The organism is Permianibacter aggregans (genome assembly GCF_009756665.1).
GTDB lineage: Bacteria > Pseudomonadota > Gammaproteobacteria > Enterobacterales > Permianibacteraceae > Permianibacter > Permianibacter aggregans.
The window spans coordinates 3,425,232-3,448,084 of record NZ_CP037953.1 but is presented as its reverse complement, the minus strand read 5'-3'; the positions used below and the strand labels follow the sequence as shown (position 1 = coordinate 3,448,084).

Annotated in this window: 25 protein-coding genes; 12 read left to right on the top strand and 13 right to left on the bottom strand. The window is 54.8% G+C overall.

Annotated features, from left to right (window positions below; translation table 11 throughout):
* The first annotated feature begins 278 nt into the window (after positions 1-278).
* Positions 279-1,025, top strand: coding sequence for a substrate-binding periplasmic protein (locus E2H98_RS15600; protein ID WP_133590491.1), 747 nt, complete (start codon positions 279-281; stop codon positions 1,023-1,025).
* A gap of 181 nt (positions 1,026-1,206) precedes the next feature.
* On the opposite strand, the gene ycaC is transcribed toward E2H98_RS15600, so the two are convergent.
* Both ycaC and E2H98_RS15590 read right to left on the bottom strand, forming a co-directional pair.
* Positions 1,207-1,833 carry an isochorismate family cysteine hydrolase YcaC gene (gene ycaC / locus E2H98_RS15595; RefSeq protein WP_133590489.1) on the bottom strand — a complete coding sequence of 209 codons (627 nt, stop codon included), beginning with the start codon at positions 1,831-1,833 and terminating at the stop codon, positions 1,207-1,209.
* 100 nt (positions 1,834-1,933) lie between these two features.
* Positions 1,934-2,797: a pirin family protein gene (locus tag E2H98_RS15590; RefSeq protein ID WP_133590487.1), complete on the bottom strand. Its 864-nt coding sequence runs from the start codon at positions 2,795-2,797 to the stop codon at positions 1,934-1,936.
* 104 nt (positions 2,798-2,901) lie between these two features.
* On the opposite strand from E2H98_RS15590, the gene E2H98_RS15585 reads away from it, so the two are divergent.
* Positions 2,902-3,819 (top strand): LysR family transcriptional regulator, encoded by a 918-nt coding sequence (locus tag E2H98_RS15585; protein WP_232475424.1) that lies wholly within the window; start codon positions 2,902-2,904, stop codon positions 3,817-3,819.
* A 10-nt stretch (positions 3,820-3,829) separates the two neighbouring features.
* On the opposite strand, the gene E2H98_RS15580 is transcribed toward E2H98_RS15585, so the two are convergent.
* Positions 3,830-4,804, bottom strand: coding sequence for a GlxA family transcriptional regulator (locus E2H98_RS15580; protein ID WP_133590485.1), 975 nt, complete (start codon positions 4,802-4,804; stop codon positions 3,830-3,832).
* Between the two features lie 102 nt (positions 4,805-4,906).
* Between E2H98_RS15580 and E2H98_RS15575 the strand changes: the two genes are divergently transcribed.
* Positions 4,907-5,422 (top strand): GNAT family N-acetyltransferase, encoded by a 516-nt coding sequence (locus E2H98_RS15575; RefSeq protein WP_133590483.1) that lies wholly within the window; start codon positions 4,907-4,909, stop codon positions 5,420-5,422.
* Positions 5,423-5,502: 80 nt separating this feature from the next.
* Here E2H98_RS15575 and E2H98_RS15570 read toward each other — a convergent pair whose 3' ends face one another.
* The gene (locus E2H98_RS15570; protein WP_198325144.1) at positions 5,503-7,923 is read right to left on the bottom strand and encodes a S9 family peptidase; all 2,421 of its coding nucleotides are present in this window, start codon (positions 7,921-7,923) and stop codon (positions 5,503-5,505) included.
* Between the two features lie 337 nt (positions 7,924-8,260).
* Here E2H98_RS15570 and E2H98_RS15565 point away from each other — a divergent pair, with 337 nt between their 5' ends.
* Positions 8,261-9,676 (top strand): pyridoxal phosphate-dependent decarboxylase family protein, encoded by a 1,416-nt coding sequence (locus tag E2H98_RS15565; RefSeq protein WP_157591414.1) that lies wholly within the window; start codon positions 8,261-8,263, stop codon positions 9,674-9,676.
* Between the two features lie 437 nt (positions 9,677-10,113).
* Here E2H98_RS15565 and groL read toward each other — a convergent pair whose 3' ends face one another.
* Positions 10,114-11,745, bottom strand: a complete 1,632-nt coding sequence (gene groL / locus E2H98_RS15560; RefSeq protein WP_133590479.1) for a chaperonin GroEL — start codon at positions 11,743-11,745, stop codon at positions 10,114-10,116.
* Positions 11,742-12,056, bottom strand: coding sequence for a co-chaperone GroES (gene groES / locus E2H98_RS15555; RefSeq protein WP_133590477.1), 315 nt, complete (start codon positions 12,054-12,056; stop codon positions 11,742-11,744). The genes groL and groES overlap by 4 nt, the downstream gene beginning before the upstream one ends.
* Positions 12,057-12,294: 238 nt before the next feature.
* Here groES and E2H98_RS15550 point away from each other — a divergent pair, with 238 nt between their 5' ends.
* On the top strand, positions 12,295-12,891 hold the full coding sequence (locus tag E2H98_RS15550) for a hypothetical protein (protein WP_198325143.1): 597 nt from the start codon (positions 12,295-12,297) through the stop codon (positions 12,889-12,891).
* A 116-nt stretch (positions 12,892-13,007) separates the two neighbouring features.
* Here E2H98_RS15550 and E2H98_RS15545 read toward each other — a convergent pair whose 3' ends face one another.
* Together E2H98_RS15545 and E2H98_RS15540 are read right to left on the bottom strand one after the other, a co-directional pair.
* On the bottom strand, positions 13,008-13,607 hold the full coding sequence (locus tag E2H98_RS15545) for a glutathione S-transferase family protein (RefSeq protein ID WP_133590473.1): 600 nt from the start codon (positions 13,605-13,607) through the stop codon (positions 13,008-13,010).
* A gap of 25 nt (positions 13,608-13,632) precedes the next feature.
* Positions 13,633-14,709, bottom strand: coding sequence for an NAD(P)H-dependent flavin oxidoreductase (locus E2H98_RS15540; RefSeq protein WP_133590471.1), 1,077 nt, complete (start codon positions 14,707-14,709; stop codon positions 13,633-13,635).
* Positions 14,710-14,835: 126 nt separating this feature from the next.
* Between E2H98_RS15540 and E2H98_RS15535 the strand changes: the two genes are divergently transcribed.
* From E2H98_RS15535 to E2H98_RS15520, 4 genes are all read left to right on the top strand, one after another.
* Complete coding sequence (locus E2H98_RS15535) at positions 14,836-15,201, top strand: winged helix-turn-helix transcriptional regulator (RefSeq protein WP_133590469.1); 366 nt, start codon at positions 14,836-14,838, stop codon at positions 15,199-15,201.
* A 107-nt stretch (positions 15,202-15,308) separates the two neighbouring features.
* Positions 15,309-15,779, top strand: a complete 471-nt coding sequence (locus tag E2H98_RS15530) for a YciI family protein (RefSeq protein ID WP_133590467.1) — start codon at positions 15,309-15,311, stop codon at positions 15,777-15,779.
* A 34-nt stretch (positions 15,780-15,813) separates the two neighbouring features.
* Complete coding sequence (locus tag E2H98_RS15525) at positions 15,814-16,605, top strand: hypothetical protein (protein ID WP_133590465.1); 792 nt, start codon at positions 15,814-15,816, stop codon at positions 16,603-16,605.
* An 81-nt stretch (positions 16,606-16,686) separates the two neighbouring features.
* Positions 16,687-17,535 carry a fructosamine kinase family protein gene (locus E2H98_RS15520; RefSeq protein ID WP_133590463.1) on the top strand — a complete coding sequence of 283 codons (849 nt, stop codon included), beginning with the start codon at positions 16,687-16,689 and terminating at the stop codon, positions 17,533-17,535.
* A gap of 3 nt (positions 17,536-17,538) precedes the next feature.
* Here E2H98_RS15520 and E2H98_RS15515 read toward each other — a convergent pair whose 3' ends face one another.
* The 4 genes from E2H98_RS15515 to E2H98_RS15500 all read right to left on the bottom strand — a co-directional run bounded on the left by E2H98_RS15515 (position 17,539) and on the right by E2H98_RS15500 (position 20,139).
* Positions 17,539-17,982 carry a hypothetical protein gene (locus E2H98_RS15515; RefSeq protein WP_133590461.1) on the bottom strand — a complete coding sequence of 148 codons (444 nt, stop codon included), beginning with the start codon at positions 17,980-17,982 and terminating at the stop codon, positions 17,539-17,541.
* A 164-nt stretch (positions 17,983-18,146) separates the two neighbouring features.
* Positions 18,147-18,518, bottom strand: a complete 372-nt coding sequence (locus tag E2H98_RS15510; RefSeq protein WP_133590459.1) for a hypothetical protein — start codon at positions 18,516-18,518, stop codon at positions 18,147-18,149.
* Positions 18,519-18,626: 108 nt separating this feature from the next.
* A complete protein-coding gene (locus E2H98_RS15505; protein WP_133590457.1) occupies positions 18,627-19,118 on the bottom strand; it encodes a hypothetical protein in 492 nt (163 codons plus the stop codon).
* A gap of 172 nt (positions 19,119-19,290) precedes the next feature.
* Positions 19,291-20,139, bottom strand: coding sequence for a 2OG-Fe(II) oxygenase (locus E2H98_RS15500; protein ID WP_133590455.1), 849 nt, complete (start codon positions 20,137-20,139; stop codon positions 19,291-19,293).
* Positions 20,140-20,311: 172 nt separating this feature from the next.
* Here E2H98_RS15500 and E2H98_RS15495 point away from each other — a divergent pair, with 172 nt between their 5' ends.
* A complete protein-coding gene (locus E2H98_RS15495; RefSeq protein WP_133590453.1) occupies positions 20,312-20,887 on the top strand; it encodes a hypothetical protein in 576 nt (191 codons plus the stop codon).
* Between the two features lie 48 nt (positions 20,888-20,935).
* Here the strand turns inward: E2H98_RS15495 and E2H98_RS15490 are convergent, their stop codons facing one another.
* Positions 20,936-21,454: a carboxymuconolactone decarboxylase family protein gene (locus E2H98_RS15490; protein WP_133590451.1), complete on the bottom strand. Its 519-nt coding sequence runs from the start codon at positions 21,452-21,454 to the stop codon at positions 20,936-20,938.
* 128 nt (positions 21,455-21,582) lie between these two features.
* On the opposite strand from E2H98_RS15490, the gene E2H98_RS15485 reads away from it, so the two are divergent.
* Together E2H98_RS15485 and E2H98_RS15480 are read left to right on the top strand one after the other, a co-directional pair.
* Entirely contained in the window at positions 21,583-22,428 is an 846-nt protein-coding gene (locus E2H98_RS15485) for an AraC family transcriptional regulator (protein WP_133590449.1), read from the top strand.
* A gap of 50 nt (positions 22,429-22,478) precedes the next feature.
* Positions 22,479-22,790 (top strand): hypothetical protein, encoded by a 312-nt coding sequence (locus tag E2H98_RS15480; protein WP_133590447.1) that lies wholly within the window; start codon positions 22,479-22,481, stop codon positions 22,788-22,790.
* The last annotated feature ends 63 nt before the right edge of the window (positions 22,791-22,853 follow it).

The window sequence follows — 22,853 nt, the reverse complement described above, 5'->3', positions numbered from 1 at the left end:
AGATCAATATGTGGAAGCAGCGGACCGGCTCGTTGTGCAGCGCAACGTCGCGGTCCCCAGCAAATCGATAAGCCATTATGGACGGCATTCGCGAACGATTGATGAAGAGTGAATCTATGATGGCAATTGGTGCTTCCTATACGTTCTCAAACTTGTCCAGTAGGCTATACGGCATGTAAACCAGAATGGATCCCATGATCCACAACGTGGCGAATGGCGGCGTTGAACTACACTGACACTACACCAAGGACCGGACCAATGGGTAGCCGAGGTTCAGGATGAAACGCTTGCCTTTGATATCGCTGCTCTTGCTGGTGACGGTCTCACTGCAAGCCCATGACGCCAGACCGCTGGTGCTGGTGCATGCCTTTTTTGAACCCTTCGTTTGGACCGAGTCAGGCAAGTCACGTGGCTTGTATGTCGATGTGCTGCACGAGGTTGCCACGAAGCGCATGGGAGTTGAAGTACAGTTTCAGGAAATGCCTTGGCGACGCGCACAACTGCATGTGCGCAACGGCGATGCCGATGGCTTTATTACCGTAATCACTCAGGAAAGATTGCAATACACCATTGCCAATACCGTGCCGATCGCGCAAACCGATGTGGGCTTATACACCTATATCGAGCATCCGCGGTTAGCGCAAATGCGCAACATCCAACGCATTGAACAACTCCGCGGCTACCAGTTGCTGACCTATCTCGGCAACAGTTGGGCCGCCGAAAATTTAGATGGTATGTCAGTGGATATTGGTGGCGACAGCATTGCCAAAGTGCTGCAAAAACTTGCCGAGAAACGAGGCGACTTGTTTGTCCACGGCGTCGAGATCACCGAGTTTCAGATCAGAAGACTGAATTTGCAGGAACGAGTCATTCGGGTGGGGAAGACTTCTCTCGGCAAAGTGGACTACCACCTGATGCTCGGCCAGCACTCTGCCTTTCGCTCGCGAATGGCTGAGTTTGATCAGCATATGCGGTCGCTTTATACCGACGGCACATTTCAGGCCATCTGGAAAAAATATCAATAGCGTCGAGCGCTGTGATGGATACCAACGCCTTTGATGGCGAAAACGCTATCGAACTTGTTGAGCCTGAAGATACTGACGACGCAAACACGATGCTAACGTACTCCGGCTTTCCAAGCTCAACAGAACAACCAAGGCACGACCAATAGAACGATAGCCGGCACTCGCCGGCTATCTCGCTTCATCACTTATTGTTCTGCCGCGTCGTGTAGCTGGTGATCAAATTCCGGTAATCCGGAATGTGATTGGAGAACAGCGCACCCAGTCCTTCGACATCATTGCGCCAGTCGCGGTGCAATTCACAAGCAGCGCCGAACCAGGTCATCAGTTGCGCACCTGCTGCTTGCATGCGCTGCCAGGCGGCATCGCGGGTCATTGCATTGAAGGTGCCGGAAGCATCGGTGATGACGAATACCTCGAAGCCTTCTTCAATCGCAGACAACACCGGAAAGGCGACGCACACTTCGGTCACGACACCGGCAACGATCAATTGCTTTTTACCGGTGGCTTTCACCGCTTTGACAAAGTCTTCATTGTCCCAAGCATTGATTTGACCTGGACGGGCGATGAACGGCGCATCGGGAAACGCCTGTTTCAATTCCGGCACAATTGGACCGTTCGGACCGTTTTCGAAACTGGTGGTCAATATCGTTGGCAGTTGGAAATACTTGGCCATGTCGGCCAGTGCCAGCACATTGTTTTTGAATTTATCCGGTTCGATATCGCGCACCAGTGACAGCAAACCGGCCTGGTGATCAACCAGCAAAACGGCTGCCTGATTTTTGTCGAGACGACGATAGCTTTTGCTCATGGTATTTCTCCTTTGATGAAAGGAACATCGTTTGACAGGGAACATTGGCGTTCCCGTGGGCATTTGCCCGATTGGCGCGCTTCAACCGGGCAAAATCGGTTTACTCGATTTGGCCAAATCGGCCGCTTTGAAAATCGGCGATGGCCTGACGGATTTCCTGCTCGCTGTTCATGACGAAAGGACCGTAACCAACAATCGGTTCGTCAATCGGCTCACCACTGAGCAGCAACAGTCGGCTGTCCTGGTTGGCTTCGATATGCAGCTGTTCTTGCTCGGCGCCAAGCAGCACCATCTGCGCATCGCGGGCAATCGCCTCACCGTTGACTTGCACGGTGCCACTGAGCACCACCAGCGCCACCGACCAACCGGCTGGCAGCGACAGCTCGGTCGCTTTGCCGCCTTGCAGTGAGAGGTCCCAAACCTGCATCGGACTGAAGGTACGTGCTGCGCCTTTATGCTCAGCAAACTCCCCGGCGATCACGCGCAACTGACCGGCCTCATCGGGCAGCTTCACCACCGGTATCTGCTTGGCCTCGATGCCCTGATAACCGGGTTTGGTCAGCTTGTGTCGAGCAGGCAGGTTGACCCAGAGCTGCACCATCTCGAGCATGCCGCCACGTTCAGTAAACGCTGGCGAATGGAATTCCTCATGCAGGATGCCGGCGCCGGCAGTCATCCACTGGACATCGCCAGGGCCGATAACGCCACCCTGCCCGGTCGAATCGCGGTGCGCGACTTCGCCCTGGTAAACGATGGTCACCGTTTCAAAACCCCGGTGCGGATGTTCGCCAACACCGCGAGGCGTCTTGCCGGGCTCAAAAGGTTTTGGGCCGGCATAGTCGAGCAGCAAAAACGGGCTCAAGGCTTTGCCGTGAGTTTGGTAGGAAAACAACGAGCGCACCGGAAAGCCGTCGCCGACCCAATGCGGCCGTGGCGCGCTGTAAACACCGAGAACGGGTTTCATGATTGGCTCCATCTAGGGCAGTTCATCATGAAAAGCAGCTTACTGCTGATGCCAATAGGCCGGTAGACTGCTAAATTGCAACGCATAGTTCCATTGATAGAACGATGGGCAGTGCAATGCAGGACTTGAACGACTTGTTTTTCTTCGCCCAGGTGGTCGAACACGGCGGCTTTGCGCCGGCCGGACGGGCTCTTGGCCTCCCCAAATCGCGCCTGAGCCGGCGCATTGCGCTGCTGGAAGAGCGGCTGGGCACTCGCCTGCTGCAACGCTCGACCCGACGCTTCACCGTCACCGAGGTCGGCCAGACGTTCTACCAACACTGCAAGGCGATGCTGGTCGAAGCCGAAGCGGCTGAAGAGGCGGTGCAATCGATTCAGGCCGAGCCGCGCGGTACGGTCAAACTCAGTTGCCCGATTGCGCTACTGCATGCCCATGTCGGTCGCATGCTCGCTGAATTTCTGCAGCGCTATCCACGCGTCAATCTGCAACTGGAGGCGACCAACCGGCGCGTCGATGTCATCGCCGAAGGTTTTGATTTTGCAATACGGGTGCGGCCGCCGCCGCTCGAAGACAGTGATCTGGTGTTGAAAGTGTTATCGGAACGCGGCCAGTGCCTGGTCGCCAGTCCGCGCCTGATCGGCGAGCGTGGCCAAGCCCAATCGCCAGCTGATTTACATGACTGGCCGAGCCTCGCGCTCGGTCAGCCGCAGCAACAATACAGCTGGCAGCTTTTTGGTCCGAATGGCGCCAGCGTTCAGCTGCACCATCAGCCACGCTTGGTCACCACCGACATGGTCGCGTTGCGCAATGCCGCCATCGCCGGTGTCGGTATCGTGCAATTACCGCGACTGATGGTCAGCGAACAGATTGAGCGTGGCGAATTGCGACCACTGCTCAGCGATTGGCAACCGCGCCGGGAAATCATTCATCTGGTTTATCCATCGCGGCGCTGTTTGCTGCCATCGGTGCGGACGTTGGTGGATTTTCTTGCCGAGCAGTACGCGGCGTTTGAAGAAGATTGATCCAGGATGATCAACGCTTTCTGAACTCGGATGAACGCAACTGCCGGATGCCGGTGCCCAGATTTCGACGAAGCAGATTGCGCAGCGTAACGCCATCACGATAACCCACCTGCTCCGCGATCGGCTCAATGCCGAGCGTTGTGGTTTTCAGTAAATGCACGGCGCGCTCCAGTCGCAATTGCTGAACATATTTCACCGGTGAAATGCCGAGCACTTCATCCATCCGGCGTGCCAATGTGCGCTTGCTGGTGGCAAGCGCAGCAGCGGCCAGATCCAGGTTGAATGGTTCAGCAAGATGGGCACGTGCCCAACGATCGAATTGCTCAACCAGAGGATGACTGCGCGCCAGATGATCGCTAATCATGTAAGCCGCTTGCGAGGGCCGGGAATCGACAATCAAATACTTGGCAACGAGCGCCGCCTGCGCCGGGCTACGCTGACGCAATAACCACAAGGCCAAATCGACATGGCTCAGCGCTGCGCCAGCCGTGACCACGTTGCCGCTAGCCACCACCATTTGCTCAGCAAGCAGCTGCACGTTCGGGTAGCGCTGGCGAAACAGCGGCGCCAGCCACCAGGTCGTTGTTGCCTGTTGATGATCCAGTAAACCACTTTCGGCCAGCACAAAAGTGCCGATACAGGCCGCGGCAATCTTTGCGCCCTGCCCAGCCCAGTTCTGTAACGGCGTTGCCGCCATTTGCACATCGGATTGCGCCAGCGCCGGCAGCAAAGTGTCCGGCAGCTTGTGACCGATGGCCGGCACCACCACCCAATCCATCGCGCCAGCTTCATCGAAGGTTTTCACCGCCCGTTGCATACCCTGCGCGGTTCGCACTTGCTGGCTCACACCGACAAGCTCCACCGTCAATGGCGGCAGTTGCAATTCATGCAGGGCATTCAGTTCATTGGCGGTGGTGAACACATCCAATATCGCCGCCAAGCCCGTATCAAACACCTTATCGAGTGCCAGCACCACAATGTTCATGGCAAGAACGCTATCAAAATTGTCTTGCCTGCCAGTATTGGTAGCGTGCGTGCCGCTGTAAAGTCACCGTCAGTTTCAGCACGACATTTGAGGCCAACGTCGATGACCATTTCGGTACGCGATTTGCGGATGAACGAAGCCGCCGCACTGGGCGAATTGCTGGTGGATGTCTACGCCAGCCTACCCGGTTTTCCGAGTCCAGCAGAACAGCCGGCCTACTACGAGATGCTGACTCATATCGGCCGCTTCAGCGAGCGCCCGGCGACGCGTGTGTTGGTGGCATTGGATGAACAAGAGGCGTTGCTAGGTGGTGTCGTTTACTTTGCCGATATGGCGCAATATGGTTCTGGTGGCAGCGCGACATCCGTGAAAAATGCGTCCGGCCTTCGTCTGCTTGGGGTCAGTCCGGAAGCGCGTGGTCGCGGCGTCGGTAAGGCGCTGACCCAAACCTGTATCAGGCTCGCCCGCACGCAGCAGCATCGCGAAGTCGTGTTGCACACCACGCAGGCGATGCAAATTGCCTGGGCGATGTACGAGAAACTCGGTTTTGTACGCTCTAAAGATCTGGACTTTCTGCAAGGCGAACTGCCCGTTTTTGGCTTTCGTTTGGTGTTGTAGCGGTGCGTCAGTGCGAACAGGATTCATTAAGAAAGAGGAGCGATAATCGCCCCTCTTTTTGTTCAAGGCATCGCGTCATGCTATTCGGCTTTCTTCACATAGGTTTCCAGCCAGGTGTACTGCTCCCAAAGCATGTGCAAAATTGATTCGCGGGCGCGGTAGCCGTGCTGCTCATGCGGCAACATGACCAAGCGCGAACGTCCGCCCAATCCTTTAATCGCGGCGAACATCCGCTGCGACTGGATCGGGAAAGTGCCAGAGTTATTGTCTTCCTCGCCGTGGATCATCAGCATCGGTTCGTTGATTTTTTCGGCGTGGAAAAACGGCGACATGGCACCATAGGTATCCGATGCTTCCCAGAAGTTGCGCTCCTCACCTTGAAAGCCGAATGGTGTCAGTGTGCGGTTGTAGGCGCCAGAGCGGGCAATGCCTGCAGCGAACAACTCGGAATGCGCGAGCAGGTTGGCGGTCATGAACGCACCGTAGGAATGGCCACCGATGGCAATGCGTTTCGGGTCGGCAATACCGCGCTCAACCAATACATCGACGGCGGCTTGCGCGCCATTGACCAGTTGCTCGCGGAAATTGTCATTCGGTTGCGCTTTACCCTGACCGATGATCGGCATCTTCGGATCATCGAACACGGCAAAACCATGAGCCAAATGTGCCAGCGGTCCCCAGTAGCTGACCCGATTGAATTCGTACGGCGAATCTTTCACCTGACCAGCAACAGCAGCGTCTTTGAATTCCAATGGGTAAGCCCACATCAGCACAGGCAACGGACCATCTTCGCGCTTATAGCCGGGTGGCAGATACAGCGTGCCGCTGAGCTCGACACCGTCCTTGCGCTTATATTTGATCAGTTCTTTTTCGATGTTGGCAAATGCCGGCGTCGGATGCGGGAAATCACTTATTGCCTTCAAGCTGTTGGCCGACAAATCACGCAGGAAAAAATTCGGTTGAATTTGCGGCGATTCACGCAGCGTCAACAGGCGCTTGCCTTCGTCATCGAGCACCGCCGCGACGCGCTCATAAAACGGCGCTTCTGAATGCCACAGACGCACTTTCTCGCCGCTGGCAAACGAGTGGCGATCGAGAAACGGAATATTGCCTTGTGGCGAAGCACCGAGGCCGGTCAATAAAATGCTTTGGTTATCGCCAACTTTGATGATGCGAGTGTTGAATGAACTCAGCGTCATCACCGGGTTGCCCGGATCGCGATAGGCGTCGTTGTAGGAACGCTCGTCGAACACCACGCGAGCTTCGCTTGGCGCAGTCGGTGCAAATTTCGAGGTGCGCAGTTTGCGATCACTGAAACGCCACTCAGTCACCAACGCCAACTTATCGTTGCCCCAGGTAATGCCGGCATAGCGCATCCCGAGATCCATCAAGGTTTGCGGTTCGGTCGTAAACGGAGCGCTCAGCGTAAACAGTCGATCATGTACCTCGACCTCTTTTTTCATATCACCGCCATCCTGAGCGACGGCATAAACCAGCATTGCCGGCTCATCGGCGCGCCAGCTATAAGCGCGCGGACCGGTGACCACCGAATCGAAACCTTGCGGCAGATTTTCTTTCGCTGGGATCAACGCCAATTGCTTCAGCAGCTTGCCGTGCTTGTCCCAGACTTCGACTGAAGTCGGAAAATCGTCGTACGGCACCAGATAGGAAAACGGACGCTGTATGCGTTCGACCAAAACGTATTCACCATCCGGCGATTGCGCGAATTGCTCCTGGATGCCAGGTGCGCCGAGTTTGCGCTCTTTTCCTTTCAGCGGCACAAACACCAGTTGCGAAGTCGCGTAGTAACTGAACAGCGCTTCGTCCTGTGGGTTTTTCAACAAGTCTTGATAAGTGCGCACCGGCGCTTTTTCACCCGTGCTTTCCTGCACCACTGGACCGGCCGGCAACCCTCCCTCCTTCGGCCGCTCTTTTTCGCTGAGCACCACTTGTGGCAACAGCAAACCCTTGCCGTCGTGACTCCACTGATAGCGAATACCGAGCGAGGCGTTCATACGCGTTTTACTCAAGCGACGCGCCTTTTGCGATTCGACATCGACAACCCATGGATACAAACCATCTGATTCTTCGACAATCACCGCCAGATGACGGGAGTCCGGCGACCAGCTTGGTGAAAACAAGCGCGTCGACGGCAGGCTGACCACAAATTGTTTATCACTGTCGAGCGCCTTGATTTCCAGTTGCTCGATGGGCCAGTCGCGACTCGGCGCAAACTTGGCCGGATTGATGCGAATACCGGCCAATTTCAATTCCAGTTTGGCGACATCAGCAAGACTCAAGATGCCGGGAAAACGCGCGAACGCGATATGACGGCTGTCATGCGCGACAATCGCAGCCGGCTGTCGCGGCGCATCGACCAAATCGGCCATCGCTTTCGGCGGCGTCTGATAAGTCATCGCTTCCTCCGCGTTGCTGATACCGGTTAATACCACCGCCATCACAGCGAGGCAGGCTTGTCGCCACCAAGGTTTTATCTTCATTGTCGTCCTCTTTATTCATCAGAGCGCCATTTCGCGGCGCAACATCAGCGTTTTGTTCTCAGGGTGTCACTTTAGACGCTAATCGGAAAGTGTGCAGAAAATTCAGCCTCGTTAGGATGGCTACAGGCGCCCATTCAGATTTCCATAGCTAATCTAAGGTTTTTCCATGAAGTCAAACGGCTTTGATCAAAGAGAAAGCGTTTTGCTCAATGCGAGCGGTACGATTACAGAAACGCTTTGTTTCTTGAAATTCCTGGGTAGGCAGCAACACTCTGTGCTGTGATAGCTGCTGTTATTTTGAATGCTACCGCCGTAGATGACACGGGCGGAGGGAACCATGACCGCGACAACACCGCTACACACCGATCAAGAACAACTTGCGGATTTGCTGGAGGCAACAAAACGCTACGCCGAGCAATTTCTTTCGACACTGAACGAGCGAGCGGTTGGCGCTCAGATTCGTGAGCCAATTCATCAACCCGATTTTCCGCTGCGGGGCATTGGTGGCATGGCGACGATGCAATGGTTCAAAGCACATTACGATGCGCTGCTCTCGGCCAGTGCCGGTCCTCGCTATCTTGGCTTTGTCACCGGTGGCACGACGCCTGCGGCATTGATGGCAGATTGGCTGGTCAGCACCTTTGATCAGAATGCCCAATGGAGCGGTGAAACCATTGCCCCGTTTTTGGAGCAACAAGCACTCAACTGGTTGCGCGACATGCTTGGGCTACCTGACACCTTTACCGGAATTTGCGTTACCGGTGCCACCATGGCGAATTTCACCGGACTGGCGATTGGTCGTCAGTGGTTGGGCGAGCAACATGGCATTGATATCGCCGAGCAGGGTTTGCAGGCAATGAGGCCGATACGCGTACTGTCTGGTTCGGCGCATTCCAGCATATTGAAAGCGCTTGCCATGCTCGGCATTGGTCATCAGCAACTTGAGAAACTGCCCTGCGTTGGTGACAGCGAATCCGTGGATATCAGCGCGTTGCGCGAACGATTGCAGCAGCTTGATGGCGAACCAGTCATGGTTGTCGGCAATGCTGGCGTCGTCAATAACGGTGATTTTGATGATCTGAAGGCCATCGCCTCGCTGAAAAACCAATGGCCGTTCTGGCTTCATATCGATGGTGCATTTGGCTTGCTGGCCGGGTTATCACCTCGATATCAGCATTTGATTGCAGGCACCGAAGCTGCCGATTCGATTACCGTTGATGGCCACAAGTGGCTGAACGTTCCCTACGATGCCGGCTACCTGTACACGCGTCATCTCGCAAGTCAGCTGAAAGTGTTCCAGAACGTTTCGCCTTATTTGGGTGCGCCCGTCGCCAATCCCCTGAACACGCTGCATCTTGGCCCGGAAAATTCCCGCCGTTGGCGTGCGCTGCCACTGTGGTTCAGCTTAATGGCTTATGGCAAGCAAGGCCTGCAGCACATCATCGAGAACGATATTGAAATGGCCCAGCAATTCGCCGCGATGATCGACGAATTGGAGCCTTACCGGATGGTGGTTCGTCCAAAGCTGAACATCGCCTGTTTTTCCCTGCGTGAAAGCGCTGAAATGAATGCACTGAAAGCACTGCAACAGCGCCTGTATCAACAAGGGGAACTATTCGTTACGCCCTCATCCTTTCGAGGTACGCCGGTACTGAGGGCTGCATTCAGCAATTGGCGCACGGACCATGTTGATTTAGCAAGAATAAAAAGCGCGCTTCTGGCAGCTCAATTAACGAAACCCGAGCAAAGGTAGTAGGCAGCTCCCGAAGGCCGAAACGCCACCGGGAGCTCACTGCCTTTACACGCGCCAATCAGGATTTTTCCGATTCGGTCGCGGCGATAGACGGTGACATCAACTGTACATTGGTGATCAGTGATTTGGCCTTTGGCCCAATGATTGCTTCGACTGGAAAATAGACGTTCCAGCCGGCATAAACGGCCAACCAGATTTCGATGATGTTGATCGTTGTTACAAAAAAACTGCGATGACAACCGCTAGCTCACATCGCCATCGAACGAATCTGTTCATGGTCATCCGCGTTCTCATCAAGCACCAAATGCTCAGGCTTGTCTCCTCGCATTAGTCACTGAATTCGGTTCTTGCAGCCAAGATCCTGCCGTTAAATCAATATCGTGCAGTACCAAAAAAAGATGGGGCCAAATTGGCCCCATCTCCAAGAGGAGTTTACCTCAATCCAGGCTGTAGTCCGGTGTTTGCGCAGCTGCCTTTTTGTCTTCGGGTACATCCGAGATCATCGCTTCAGTGGTCAGCATCAAGCCAGCCACCGACGCGGCATTTTGCAGTGCCGTACGAGCCACCTTGGTTGGGTCGATGATGCCCATGTTCAACATGTCACCGTACTCTTCGGTCTGCGCGTTGTAACCATGATTGACGCTGCTGTGTTGCCGCACCTTGTCGAGCACGACGCTCGGCTCGGCACCGGCGTTGGCGACGATTTGACGGAATGGTTCTTCCATGGCGCGCAGCGCGATCTGGATGCCCGCACGCTGGTCGTCGTTACCGGTCTTGAGCGTGGCTTTGCGTACCGCATCGGCTGCACGCACCAACGCGATACCGCCGCCGGGAACGATACCCTCTTCCACTGCAGCGCGCGTTGCATGCAGCGCATCGTCAACCAGATCTTTTTTCTCCTTCATTTCCACTTCAGTGGCGGCACCCACTTTGATCACCGCGACACCGCCGGAAAGTTTCGCAACCCGCTCCTGCAATTTCTCCCGGTCATAGTCGGAGCTGGTTTCCTCGATTTCCTTACGGATCAGGTTGACGCGGGCATCGATGTCAGCCTTCTTGCCAGCGCCGTCGACAATGGTGGTGTTGTCCTTGCCGATAACGACACGCTTGGCGCTACCCAGCTGCGACAATTCGGCTTTTTCCAGCGACAGACCGACTTCTTCGGCGATGACCTGACCGCCGGTCAGAATCGCAATGTCCTGCAACATCGCTTTGCGCCGGTCGCCAAAGCCTGGCGCTTTGACGGCCGCCGCTTTCAGAATGCCACGCAGATTGTTGACCACCAATGTCGCCAGCGCTTCACCTTCAATATCCTCGGCAATCAACAGCAGCGGACGTCCGGCCTTGGCCGTTGCCTCCAGCACCGGCAACAGTTCGCGAATGTTGCTGATTTTCTTGTCACAGAGCAGCACATAGGGGTTATCGAGTTCAACCTGCATTTTCTCGCGGTTGGTGATGAAGTACGGTGACAAGTAACCGCGGTCGAATTGCATGCCCTCGACAACCTCCAGTTCGTTGTCGAGCGACTTGCCTTCTTCGACCGTGATCACGCCATCACGACCCACTTTATCCATGGCTTTTGCCAACATGTCACCAATATCGGTATTCCAGTTGGCCGAGACCGTCGCCACCTGGCCAATCGCCTTGTTGTCATTGCAGGGTTTCGATAGCTTCTGCAGTTCTTCGACCGCAGCGCTGACAGCCAAATCAATGCCCCGTTTCAAATCCATCGGGTTCATGCCCGAGGCCACCGCTTTGTGTCCTTCCTGGACAATGGCGCGCGCCAACACGGTTGCCGTGGTGGTGCCGTCACCGGCAATATCGGCGGTTTTCGAGGCCACTTCCTTGACCATCTGCGCTCCCATGTTTTCGAACTTGTCTTTCAGCTCGATTTCCTTGGCGACGGAGACGCCATCCTTGGTCACACGCGGAGCACCAAAACTCTTGTCGAGAATGACATTACGGCCTTTTGGTCCCATGGTGACCTTGACTGCATCAGCGAGAATATTGACGCCTTTCAACATGCGCTCGCGTGCTTCCTGTGAAAACGAAATGACTTTTGCGCTCATGCCGCTTTCTCCTGTACAGCTGTGGTTTCAACGATTGCGAGAATGTCCGATTCCTTGACGACCAGGTACGTAGTGCCATCCAGCTTTACTTCGGTGCCGGCGTACTGGGTGAACAGCACCCGATCACCGGTTTTCACCGACAGCGCCTGCCGCTGACCATTGTCCAGCCGGAACCCATCACCGACGGCGACCACTTCACCCTGGCTCGATTTCTCGGCGGCCTGATCAGGAATCACGATGCCACCTTTGCTGGTGGTTTCTGCCGCCAAACGACGGAGAACCACACGATCATGGAGCGGTTTGATATGCATTGAGCATTCCTCCCAAATGTAATCAATTACACATGAAACCTTGTTACGAATCGGGCCGTCGGCACCATGCCGACGTCCCTCGTTCGGCAAAATAGGAGCAGATTTATTGCTTTCAAGGGGGAAATGACACTGCACACAGAACAAAAATATCCGACCAGCGGCAGCGCTTATCGCCTTGAAACTCTGGGCGACTGCGTTATCTTTAAAAAGGTGAGCATCCATGGTCAGGAGGTCGGACGTGGCACAGCACACACTGCAGACATTCGAGGGCAATTTGGCCGAATATTTTCGTGAGCGGCTGGCAAGTTGCACGCAATCCCTGCGGCCAAAACCGCAACAGGAAACGCTGTGGTACATGGGGGCTTTGCTCGCCCGGCTTGGTGACAGTCAGCAACTGTTTTGCTACGAGGATGGGCGCCTGTCCTTGAGGCCACTGGCCGTGCTGTACAAAGATGCCCATGACGCGCCTACTGGCCAGGAACGCTGCCTGATCTTGCGGCAACTCGGCGATCAAGCGCTATTCGTTGGCGCGCTCTTTCCGGAGCGATATCAGCGCAAAGGATTAAAACAAGATTATTTTATTGGCATGGGTGGTGGCGCCTACGATTACCTTGCCGACCACGCCGACACACATCGCTCAATATTCGCTGAACTGGCCGAACACTTTGCCGTATTCCTGCACCTCATAGCCGAAGTCTGCTCACGCCAGATCCATCAGAATGCGGACGACATCATGCGCCTTTATCAACAATGGCGAAGCTCCGGCAACCGGTACGCGGCTAACCAATTGCGTGCGCTAGGGATCAGTCTTGACGAAGGCCAGGGCGTGCACTGAATAGTGCAGACTCACTCCCACAATCGGCTCCCGTTTGGCCCTGAATGCTGCACATATAAGGTGGTGCTCGGCAACCAGAAAAAACGGCAGGCTTGCAGCCTGCCGTTTCCAATACCTTAGAATTTTTCGGATTCAGTCGCCGCTTTGAACGACGGCATCGCCTGCACGTCGGCGATCATCGCTTTGGCTTTTGGTCCAATGGTTACCTCGACCGGGAAGTAAGCATTCCAACCAGCGTAAACGGCCAACCAGACATCGACGATATTGATCTGGTCGCCGCCCATGTAACGCTGCTTGTTGAGCTTGTCTTCGACAATCTGCCAATACTCACTGACTTTGGCTGCAGCCGCTTTCATTGTGTTGGCTTTTTCAGCTTCATCCTTGACGACCGAGTTAAGGAAAAACAAGCGACTGTAAGCCGGGTGCATCGTTGCGTTGGCAAACGTCAACCAACGAATGAAGTCGGTTTTCTTCAGCAGTTCTTTCGGCAACATCGCGCTGTTATGTTTTTCCAGCAAATGCAGGATGATGGCGACGCCTTCGACAAACACGTTGCCCTGCTCGTCAATCATTGCCGGTACCGCGCCGGTCGGGCTGATTGATTTGAATCCTTCCAGATTGCGGGCATCAATGACTTCGACTTTCTGGTCGAGATCTCGCAGCAAGACGTTGATGGCTTTCGAGCAGGCGCCCGGACGAACATAGAGTTTGTACATGGTTAATCTCCTGTGGTTGAGGGGGTTACATAGATGAATAGATACGATCGACGCCGGCTACCAGATCGCGTAGCAGCGCTGCGGCCTGATGATGCTTGATCAACGAAACCGATTGGCTGGCGTACAACGAAAAATATTCCGCATCATCGCGCGCTGCCGAGGCGCGTTTGATGGGCGAATAAAACCAGCTTTGTAGCGGAAAGGGTAATTGCGGCAGCGCTTCCAGTTCGCGCAACGCATGGTTCGGAATGAAGCGCGCCAGACGCCCCGTCATGCGCCGGGACAACACGGTGTTATGCACCTTACCACTACGTAGTAGCGCCTTATGCGCAGCGATGGTGGCGGATTCGTTGCAAGCCAGAAATGCGGTACCGATTTGCACGCCTTGCGCGCCCAGCACCAGCGCTGCCGCGATGCCTCGGGCATCGGCAATTCCGCCGGCCGCAATGACGGGAATATGCAACGCATCAACGACTTGCGGGATCAACGAGATGGTTCCGGTCAACACCGTTTCCGCTTCATCGATAAAGCTGACCCGATGACCGCCCGCCTCAAACCCGGTCGCGACGACGGCATCTACACCAGCATCTTGTAGCGCCAGCGCTTCCTTGACCGTGGTTGCCGTGCCAAGCAGAAAAATGTCGCGCCGCTTGCACTGCTCAATGATGTCAGCTGACGGAATACCGTAAACAAAACTGAATACCGGCGGGCGAGCGTCAAGCACCGCCTGCACTTGCTCCTCAAAGCGATGGGAAAATGAATCCGGTTGTGATGGCGGTTCGATATCGAGCCGCTGATACAACGGCATCATTTGCCGCAAATGCTGCTGATAGGCTTCAACGGTCATCGACAACGCGCCGGGGTCATGGTCGGACACCCAGAGATTGATATTGAAAGGCTTGTCGGTGTGTTGGCGCAACGTCGAAACCAGCTCAACAATGGCTGCCGGTGCCAGATGGTGCGCACCGAAGGAACCCAGCCCGCCGGCGTTGGCGACACTGGCCGCTAATGCAGTGGACGACAGGCCGCCACCAAATGGACCCTGAATGATGGGATAGCGCAGCCCAAGCTTTTTGCTCAAAGCCGTTTGTTGCCAGCCCATAGTTGCCCCTGTCCGCGTTAATGATGCCGCGCAGTCTAGGGCAGCATGGTTACCTTTGTATACTTGCTAAGCTTTATAAACTAAAATCTGTGGTTACCACTTGGTAACCCCGCTTTGGACCGTACGATGATCCCACGCCGCAAAAACCGTGTTGAGCCACCACCGGAGCCCTGCCCGCTGAAGACCTGCATGAACATCATCGGCGGCGCCTGGACACCGAATATCATTTGGTATTTGAGCAAAGCGCCGCGACGTTTCAGCGAACTGAAAGACGACTTAAATGGTGTCTCGGCAAAAATGCTGACGACGCGTTTGAAGCAATTGGAAGCAAACGGCGTGGTTATCCGCACCGTGGTGCCGAGTTCACCGCCCACCGTTGAATATTCGCTCAGCGCGTTGGGCGCGGAATTAAAGCCGGCTATCGAAGCCATCGTCAGCGTTGGGGCCAAACTGAAAGAACGGCAAAAGCGACTGCGTCAGGCAAGCGGCTAATGACGCCTTCGATCACCGATAAATGAGCCGCGATTGTGCCCGGAAGCATCGCAACCTAATCTGGCGGCCAGCAATAAACTGTGCCCGCTAACCCAGAGGATAAAATCATGAAAAAACTGTTCTGCTTGTTGCTCGGCTCTCTGATTGTTTTCAGCGGTCATTCCGCGCTGGCCGATACCTCGGCGCCATCGCCCAAGTACGACAAAGCCCTGGCGGAAAAACTCGGTGCCGACGACTACGGCATGCGCCAGTACGTGCTGGTTATCCTGAAAACCGGCCCAAATAAAATCGCGGCTGGACCCGAGCGCGATGAAATGTTCAAAGGCCATTTCTCCAACATGAAACGCCTGGCAGAAGAAGGGGTACTGGCATTAGCCGGACCACTGGATGGCGTCGATGGCTGGCGTGGTCTGTTCGTCTTGGCCGTCGCCGATATCGACGAAGCAAAAAAGCACGTCGCCACCGATCCCGTCATCATCAAAGGCGAAATGGTTGCGGAATACCATAAATACTATGGTTCGGCGGCGTTGATGACGATCAACGACATGCATCCGAAGCTGTCGAGAAAAGCCATGTAAAGCCACGTGTAGAACAATCACCAGAGCAAGAAAAATGACCTTGATGCGCAATATACTGATTGGTTTGTCACTTACTTTTTCGCTGAGCAGCTCAACGGCATTTGCGTTTGACTCGATTTATGGTTTGAGAAGTGATACTTCTCCGCAAAGCGTGACCAGGCTAGACACCGAAGCACTGCTGGCACTTGGCATCAAACCGGTGGTGGAAAAAGCGCTGATCTTCACGACCACGCCAACCCCCGCTTGGGTGGAGGGTCCGATCTTTCAACAGCAAGAAGCGCACAATGACGATTGGTATTTTACCAATGTGTCGACAATTTCATCTGCTGTCTTTGCGGTTCCCACTGAAACGGCCGGTATTTCTCCCGGTGAAGTACAGCAAGCACAACTGGTTGAAGAAGTATCAAGCCCAAAGGCAGTGACAAGAAACTATCTGTTCAACAAGCAACTGATCAGTGTGATCTATCAACTTCAGTCCAACTGCAACGATGAAACCATTCCCTACCCTGTGCAAGCCACATTGACGATAAAAGTTAATGACAGCACAGTCATTGAGCGCATCGGCTACCATGATGACATCAACCCCACATTGGATACCGAAACCCAGGAATACATTGGTTGTGAACGGTTTTTGGAGACGAACCGAAATCGTATGGCGTTTGCGCAATTAGCGTTTCTGGGCGATCTGAATGGCGACGAGTATGTTGATACCATCATTTCGGTGTCGGAAAAATTCAGTTACGAGCAATTGATCGGCCTTGGCGTTAACACGAATGGACGACTCGACTTTCAGGTTTTGGAAGCGGATAGCTATGCACCACGGTGAGCGACGCACAACAACGGCTTATACAGTCACGCGTGATGCTGATAGTTCGTGTTAACGGAGGAAACCGGGTGAGATGGCGTGATGGATGATCGGTTGGCGCCGTGGTTGTGGCGGGAGTGCCAAGTTAGCCTTCACAGCGCCCAGCCGCTGAGTGGCGGCAGCATCAATGAGGTGTTCAGGATAACAACGAAAAGTGGCGAACGCCTGATCCTGAAACTCAACCCAAACGCGACGAAAGGTTTTTTCCTGGCCGAGCAGCGTGGCTTATCCGCACTCGCGGCGGCGGGCATCAAGGTGCCCGCTGTCGTGGCCGTTTCGGAGCACATGCTACTATTGGAAGACTTGGGCGAATCTACAGCCTCATCCGCATTTTGGCCTTCTCTCGCGCAGCTGCTGGCCACGCTGCATCAAACGACCTCCACTCGTTTTGGCTTTACGGACAACAACTTCATTGGACTGACACCGCAAGACAACCGGTGGATGGAAAGTGGCATACGATTTTTTGCTGAACGCCGACTGCTATTTCAGACGAGCCGCGCATACGATGCCGGGCTGCTGACTGCTGATGATTGTCGGAAGTTGAATCTGATTGCAGAACGTCTTGCTGATTGGATTCCGGAACAACCGCCGGTATTACTGCATGGCGATTTATGGCGAGGAAATATTCACTGCACCGGGAGTAGCAAACCTGCACTGATTGATCCGGCTTGTTATTACGGCTGGGCGGAAGCCGAGCTGGCGATGACGACACTATTTGGTGAGTTGCCTGAGGCGTTCTATCGGGAGTATCAAGAAATTAGCGGCATGGTTTCAGACTGGCGCTCACGAGCGACGCTGTACAACCTCTATCATCTGTTGAACCATCTGAACTTGTTCGGTGGTTCCTACCTGTCCAGCATTCGCGCGGTGCTAAAACGCTACGTCAAATAAACGTCAGAACGAAGATGCTTTCGGGCTGCGGTCAACTTTGCGATAGCCATCAGCCTTGCCATCCTCTGCCGGTGGCGGACGACCGATGATGGTGATATGGCGTGAACCACTGGCGGTCGGATTGTGTTTGGTCAATTGGTTCAAGGCATCGACAATCGATTGCTGGGCGGCGAGCCCAGATGCGGCGTTGCGATTGTCGCGGTAGACATGAATGATTTCTTCACCGACATTGCAAGGTGTTTGCTGAAACACCAAACCGTTTTTGGTGTTGCACTGGTAGCTGACGGTTGCACCGGCAGTGATGGAAGGTTTGGCGCGTTGGCACGGGGTATTGGCGACGACGTTGGCACCGTCAACGACACAGTCGGAAGGTCTTACGCGATTATCACTGGCAGCGGCGGGCAACGACCACATCATCAGCGCGACAGCAATCAGAATGATCGGCATCGGCGTGCTCCTGCACATTCATCCATGTTTTCATTCTATCGCGCGCTATTGGTCTGCTTTGCATCGTTACGCGATAACCAGCCCAATGCTTTCCCGTTATTTGCATAACAGCTGGCACATCTGCACAAAAACGCCGGCAGTTGCCGGCGTTTTCATTAATGCTATTACTGGTGGTACATCGAACCGGTTGAGGTGTAGATGTAATCACAACGGCCGGAGTCATCCCAGCGCATGTAGACGTAAGACTCGTTACTCAGTCCGCGAACGGCCTCCATATGACCCGGGTCGGTTGAAGTACATGACTTGACGGCACCAGCGGCCGTGCGTGCACCACAAACAACGTACGGTGAACTGGTCGTGAAGTTAACGCTGGCACAGTAAATGTATTGCGTTGCATCGGCGGATTGGCGAGCACCAATAAATGAGCCGTACGCAGTATTGCCAACGATATTGACCTGATAGTGATTGGTAAATCCGGCGAAGCTGGCCGAGCTCATTGCCAGCATCGCGCTGGCGGCCAAAGCGGTGTATTTCATTGCAACAACCTCCATGTAAGGCCTGAACGTGTAGCGGTTAAAGACAGCAACCGAAGCTCATGCTGCCGCAGGCCGAAACCGGCAGCACAATCGAAATGGGGTGGATGATCAAGGCATGCCGGGAACCGGCTCTATGCGGCCCTCATTGATGGCGCGGGAAAGCGCGGTCGCCAGCTCAACGCGCTGCGCGGCCGGCAAGCGTTGCAGTTCGGCGTGAAAGTCCATTATTCGCTGCTGACTGATACGTCCATATGGCAGCATCGTAGTCAACTGTTGATCGGCTTTGGCGATTGATACCTGATCGTAGCGCGCTATTGGCGCCGAGGAACTCGGACTGCTGACTTGCTCTTTCTCGTGCTGGATTTCGTCTTTTGAGGAAGCACTCTGGGCCGAAAGACGTTGCTCGATTTTCTGCAACAAACTCAGCATTTGCGCATTGTCAGTGTAAGCGCTGCTCGGCGGATACGCTGCTGTCACGGCATCAACAGTCAGGCCGGCGCCATCGTTGTTGCCGGAAAACTCGACCCGGTAAATCAACCACAGCTGGCTCAACGCCAATAACCATAGCAGCGTCAACGAGAATCGTCCTTGGATGTTCATGCTGGCCTCCTTGCCTGTCTGATGCGTCGCTACCTTAAGGCATCGGCGCAAACTCGCATGAACGTTATTGGCAGCGATTGCTGTGGGTAAACCACAAAATACCGCTACGGAAATAGGCTTGCGCGGTGTAAGCCATTGCCGACAACCGCGGTACCACGTATTACCCGATCGTTTACGCTTGCGGCCCCGTGTAATCGCCAAGCCGCAACCATTTGGTGGCGATCCATTTATCACCAGCAACCACAGGACTGCCGCCGTGCAAAGTCAGTGCATCGAGATCGCCATTATCGTTGGCATAAGAGAAGAACAAGGCGTTGCCTTTGCGTGGAAGAATGTCGAGGCCAATTTCCGGAAACACCGTTGAACCTCCGGCCTCAACATCATTCAGATACATGATCAGGGTTGCGAATCGCTGGCCGCCCATTTTCAGAATTTTGTCGTTGCCAGAAAACTTCGGATCGAAATAATCGAAATGCGGCTTGTATTCGGCGCCCGGCACATAGTTCAACACCTGAATCGGCTCGCCGCGACTGACCGGAATGCTGAGCAGCTCGCTGATGCGGTTTTCGATGCGCTTGATCAGCGCATTTTCACCACGCCGAAATGAAGCACCGGAACTGGTGCGCGAAGGATGCAAGTCGTAACTGCCATTAACGGCATTGACGACGCTCGATGGCTTCAGCCGGCTATTGCATTGGGCGACCAGCTCATCACATTCCTGGTGCGACAATAAATTACCGAACAACACCACACGCGGTGCGTTCAACGCCATCAGAATCTGCACATCGCGATCAGAAGTATGTTGGGTGCCGGAAATTCGGGCGACGACGCTGCTGCTATGCGGCCGCACTGTTTGTCCTTCCGCTTGCAATACGCTCAGGTACTGTTGCACGGCATGAGAAATGGTTTGTGGATGACCGGCATGGACCAAAGCATCGACCATCGCCTCAGGCGGATGTCCGTTGCTGACGGCCTCACGAATCCACTGTTGTACTTCCGGCTGTAATTGTTCGAACTGCATGAGCCCTCCTCTCGATGCATTCTTTTGCTTTCCGGGCACCTTACTGGCTGAGCGCTCGCCAAATCAATAGCGGATTTGTACACCAGCCGGATGTCGGATCAGCGGGCCGACAAATGTCGGGCTATAGTGGCGCCGGCGCACACCGCGCCAGCTTCCATTGAGGAGAACAACAATGAATGCGTTGATGGAGTTGTGGTTACCTATCGTGCTCAGCACGGTCTTTATTTTTATCGCCAGCAGTTTGATCCACATGGTGTTCAAATGGCATGCGCCGGATTATCACGGCTTGTCGAACGAAGATGCGGTGCGCACCGCGATTCGCGCCGGCAATCCGTCGCCTGGCTTGTATGTGCTGCCCTATTGCAAGGATATGAAAGAAATGGCCAGCGAGGCGATGGTGGCCAAGTACAAAGAAGGACCGGTGGCGTTTTTGACCGTTAAAGCCAATGGCATGCCGAACATGGGTGCGTCGCTGACCCAGTGGTTTTTGTTCAGCCTGTTGGTCGTGCTGGTGGCCGCGTTTTTAGCCGCACAAGCTTTCGGTTTTGATGCCGACCATCATCACTTTGCTGTGCATCATATTGCCGTGATCAGTTTTGTTGGATTTGGTTTTGGCTCGATCTGTGAAGGCATATGGAAAGGCGAAACCTGGGGTTCGGTTGCCAAGTATTTGTTGGATGCGCTGATCTATGCGGCCGTTACAGCGGCCACATTCTACTGGCTTTGGCCGACAGCAATGGCAGCGTAAACCAGGAAAAAACCCCGCTCACTTAGCGGGGTTTTTCATTACCGGTACTCAGACTTTCACTTCCGGAAAATCGATATCGGTGCCCGCGACGTGATTGACGTAGTTGGTGAACGTATTCAGCGCGACGTGAGCGATCACTTCCAGAATCTGTGCGTCGCTGAGGCCCTTAGCGCGGGCAGTGGCCAGTTCATCGTCGTCGAGAAAGCCGCGGTTCTCGACCAGTTTCAGGGCCAAGGCGGCCAATGCCGTGCCCTTGCCTTCGCGGGCAGATTTAACGGCCTCGTCACTCAAGCCCGCGCCTTTGCCGATCAATGTATGGGCCGACAAGCAATAGCCACACTGATTGGCCTGGCCGACGGCCAGCGCGACGATTTCCCGCTCGGCGGCGGTCAACACGCCTTCTGCCAGTGCACCGGAAAATTGCAGATAGCCGTTCAAAGCTGCCGGTGAGTGCGCCAGCGTGCGGAACATGTTCGGGGCTTTGCCAAACTTGGCTTTGACGCCATTCAGCAGTTCGCCGGAACGGGCCGGGGCTTGGGCGTCGGTTAGTGCGGTAATGCGGGCCATGTGGAATCTCCTTGAATCTCGATTGGTGCTGGATTGCACAGGGCAAATGATCGCTGCCCTGATGAGACTTTTGGATTCACATCGTCTAGCATATGATGCAGATCGTATTTTTTATTAAAGGAGGCACCATGGACCGGCTTTCTGCCTTGCTCAGCCACTTCTCGGTCAGTGCAGGGCTGTTCCATAGCGGTGGCTACTGTGGCGTGCAGGTGATTGGCGATGTCGGTAACGACGGCCATCTGCACTTTCTGAAGCAGGGGCGGCTGGAACTCTGGCTGCCAGGACAGGGCCGGCAGGTGTTCGATCAGCCTTCGCTGTTGTTCTTCCCGCGCCCGCTGTCGCATCGTTTTCAGGCGACTGAAGCCGATGGTACCGAACTGGTCTGCGCCAGCCTGCAGTTCGATGGTGGCGTCAACAACCCGATTTCGCGCGCCCTGCCGGACTTTTTGCAGCTGCCACTGGCCGATATGCCCGGCATTCAACCGAGTCTGCAACTGCTGTTTGATGAGGCTTTCCAGCGCTACTGCGGCCGACTGGCCGTGCTGAACCGGCTGTTTGAGGTGCTGGTCATTCAGATTCTGCGCCACCTGATGGCCAACCAGTCGATGTCTACCGGTCTGCTGTCGGGCCTCGCCGACCCACAACTGGCGCCGGTGCTGACCAGTATGCACGAGCAGCCTGCTGAAGCCTGGACCTTGGAGCGGCTGGCTCGGCTTGCCGGCATGTCACGAGCCAGCTTTGCACGACACTTTCATGAACGGGTTGGCATGACCGTTGGTGATTACCTGCTGAGCTGGCGCGTCGCGCTGGCGCAACAAAAGCTGCGTCAAGGCCGACCGATGAAGCTGGTCTCCGGCGAAGTCGGCTACGACAGTCCATCGGCACTGGCCAGAGCCTTTCGCCGTCAAACCGGCCATAGTCCCAGCGACTGGTTGAAATCGCACCTGGATTTGACGAAAGCGGTTCCAGCCTGAATGATCGCGCCTGTTGCCATTGACTGCACGCCACAAGGAATTCGTAAAAAATGAGTAAAAGCCAATACCGGCGCTGGAAAATTTTCAAAGCGTTGGTAGTCTTTCAGATGAAGCTGGCATTGGATTGGCTTCGCGACCTGCTGTTGAGTCCGGTGGCGTTTTTCTGTGCATTGATCGATTTTGTCACCGGTGCACCGCCACATCGCAGTTTGTTTCAACAGCTGATGCGTTTCGGTCAGAAAAGTGACCACTGGATCAATCTGTTTGATCATCAGGACGAAACCGAAAGCGTCGACCAATGGGTCGATGGTGTTGAGCGCAAATGGCGCAGCCGCAAAATGCGCAAGTCATCGAATGACTGAATGCGCGGGTGTTGCCTATTAATGGCTGTTCTCACGTTCTGACCAAGGAAACCGTCAGGTGAA

What these genes read in the sequence shown, in the direction of transcription:
- E2H98_RS15600 (WP_133590491.1), top strand. Translation starts at nt 279, where the DNA reads ATGAAACGCTTGCCTTTGATATCGCTGCTCTTGCTGGTGACGGTCTCA.
- ycaC (WP_133590489.1), bottom strand. Translation starts at nt 1,833, where the DNA reads ATGAGCAAAAGCTATCGTCGTCTCGACAAAAATCAGGCAGCCGTTTTG.
- E2H98_RS15590 (WP_133590487.1), bottom strand. Translation starts at nt 2,797, where the DNA reads ATGAAACCCGTTCTCGGTGTTTACAGCGCGCCACGGCCGCATTGGGTC.
- E2H98_RS15585 (WP_232475424.1), top strand. Translation starts at nt 2,902, where the DNA reads ATGGGCAGTGCAATGCAGGACTTGAACGACTTGTTTTTCTTCGCCCAG.
- E2H98_RS15580 (WP_133590485.1), bottom strand. Translation starts at nt 4,804, where the DNA reads ATGAACATTGTGGTGCTGGCACTCGATAAGGTGTTTGATACGGGCTTG.
- E2H98_RS15575 (WP_133590483.1), top strand. Translation starts at nt 4,907, where the DNA reads ATGACCATTTCGGTACGCGATTTGCGGATGAACGAAGCCGCCGCACTG.
- E2H98_RS15570 (WP_198325144.1), bottom strand. Translation starts at nt 7,923, where the DNA reads ATGAAGATAAAACCTTGGTGGCGACAAGCCTGCCTCGCTGTGATGGCG.
- E2H98_RS15565 (WP_157591414.1), top strand. Translation starts at nt 8,261, where the DNA reads ATGACCGCGACAACACCGCTACACACCGATCAAGAACAACTTGCGGAT.
- groL (WP_133590479.1), bottom strand. Translation starts at nt 11,745, where the DNA reads ATGAGCGCAAAAGTCATTTCGTTTTCACAGGAAGCACGCGAGCGCATG.
- groES (WP_133590477.1), bottom strand. Translation starts at nt 12,056, where the DNA reads ATGCATATCAAACCGCTCCATGATCGTGTGGTTCTCCGTCGTTTGGCG.
- E2H98_RS15545 (WP_133590473.1), bottom strand. Translation starts at nt 13,607, where the DNA reads ATGTACAAACTCTATGTTCGTCCGGGCGCCTGCTCGAAAGCCATCAAC.
- E2H98_RS15540 (WP_133590471.1), bottom strand. Translation starts at nt 14,709, where the DNA reads ATGGGCTGGCAACAAACGGCTTTGAGCAAAAAGCTTGGGCTGCGCTAT.
- E2H98_RS15535 (WP_133590469.1), top strand. Translation starts at nt 14,836, where the DNA reads ATGATCCCACGCCGCAAAAACCGTGTTGAGCCACCACCGGAGCCCTGC.
- E2H98_RS15530 (WP_133590467.1), top strand. Translation starts at nt 15,309, where the DNA reads ATGAAAAAACTGTTCTGCTTGTTGCTCGGCTCTCTGATTGTTTTCAGC.
- E2H98_RS15525 (WP_133590465.1), top strand. Translation starts at nt 15,814, where the DNA reads ATGACCTTGATGCGCAATATACTGATTGGTTTGTCACTTACTTTTTCG.
- E2H98_RS15520 (WP_133590463.1), top strand. Translation starts at nt 16,687, where the DNA reads ATGGATGATCGGTTGGCGCCGTGGTTGTGGCGGGAGTGCCAAGTTAGC.
- E2H98_RS15515 (WP_133590461.1), bottom strand. Translation starts at nt 17,982, where the DNA reads ATGCCGATCATTCTGATTGCTGTCGCGCTGATGATGTGGTCGTTGCCC.
- E2H98_RS15510 (WP_133590459.1), bottom strand. Translation starts at nt 18,518, where the DNA reads ATGAAATACACCGCTTTGGCCGCCAGCGCGATGCTGGCAATGAGCTCG.
- E2H98_RS15505 (WP_133590457.1), bottom strand. Translation starts at nt 19,118, where the DNA reads ATGAACATCCAAGGACGATTCTCGTTGACGCTGCTATGGTTATTGGCG.
- E2H98_RS15500 (WP_133590455.1), bottom strand. Translation starts at nt 20,139, where the DNA reads ATGCAGTTCGAACAATTACAGCCGGAAGTACAACAGTGGATTCGTGAG.
- E2H98_RS15495 (WP_133590453.1), top strand. Translation starts at nt 20,312, where the DNA reads ATGAATGCGTTGATGGAGTTGTGGTTACCTATCGTGCTCAGCACGGTC.
- E2H98_RS15490 (WP_133590451.1), bottom strand. Translation starts at nt 21,454, where the DNA reads ATGGCCCGCATTACCGCACTAACCGACGCCCAAGCCCCGGCCCGTTCC.
- E2H98_RS15485 (WP_133590449.1), top strand. Translation starts at nt 21,583, where the DNA reads ATGGACCGGCTTTCTGCCTTGCTCAGCCACTTCTCGGTCAGTGCAGGG.
- E2H98_RS15480 (WP_133590447.1), top strand. Translation starts at nt 22,479, where the DNA reads ATGAGTAAAAGCCAATACCGGCGCTGGAAAATTTTCAAAGCGTTGGTA.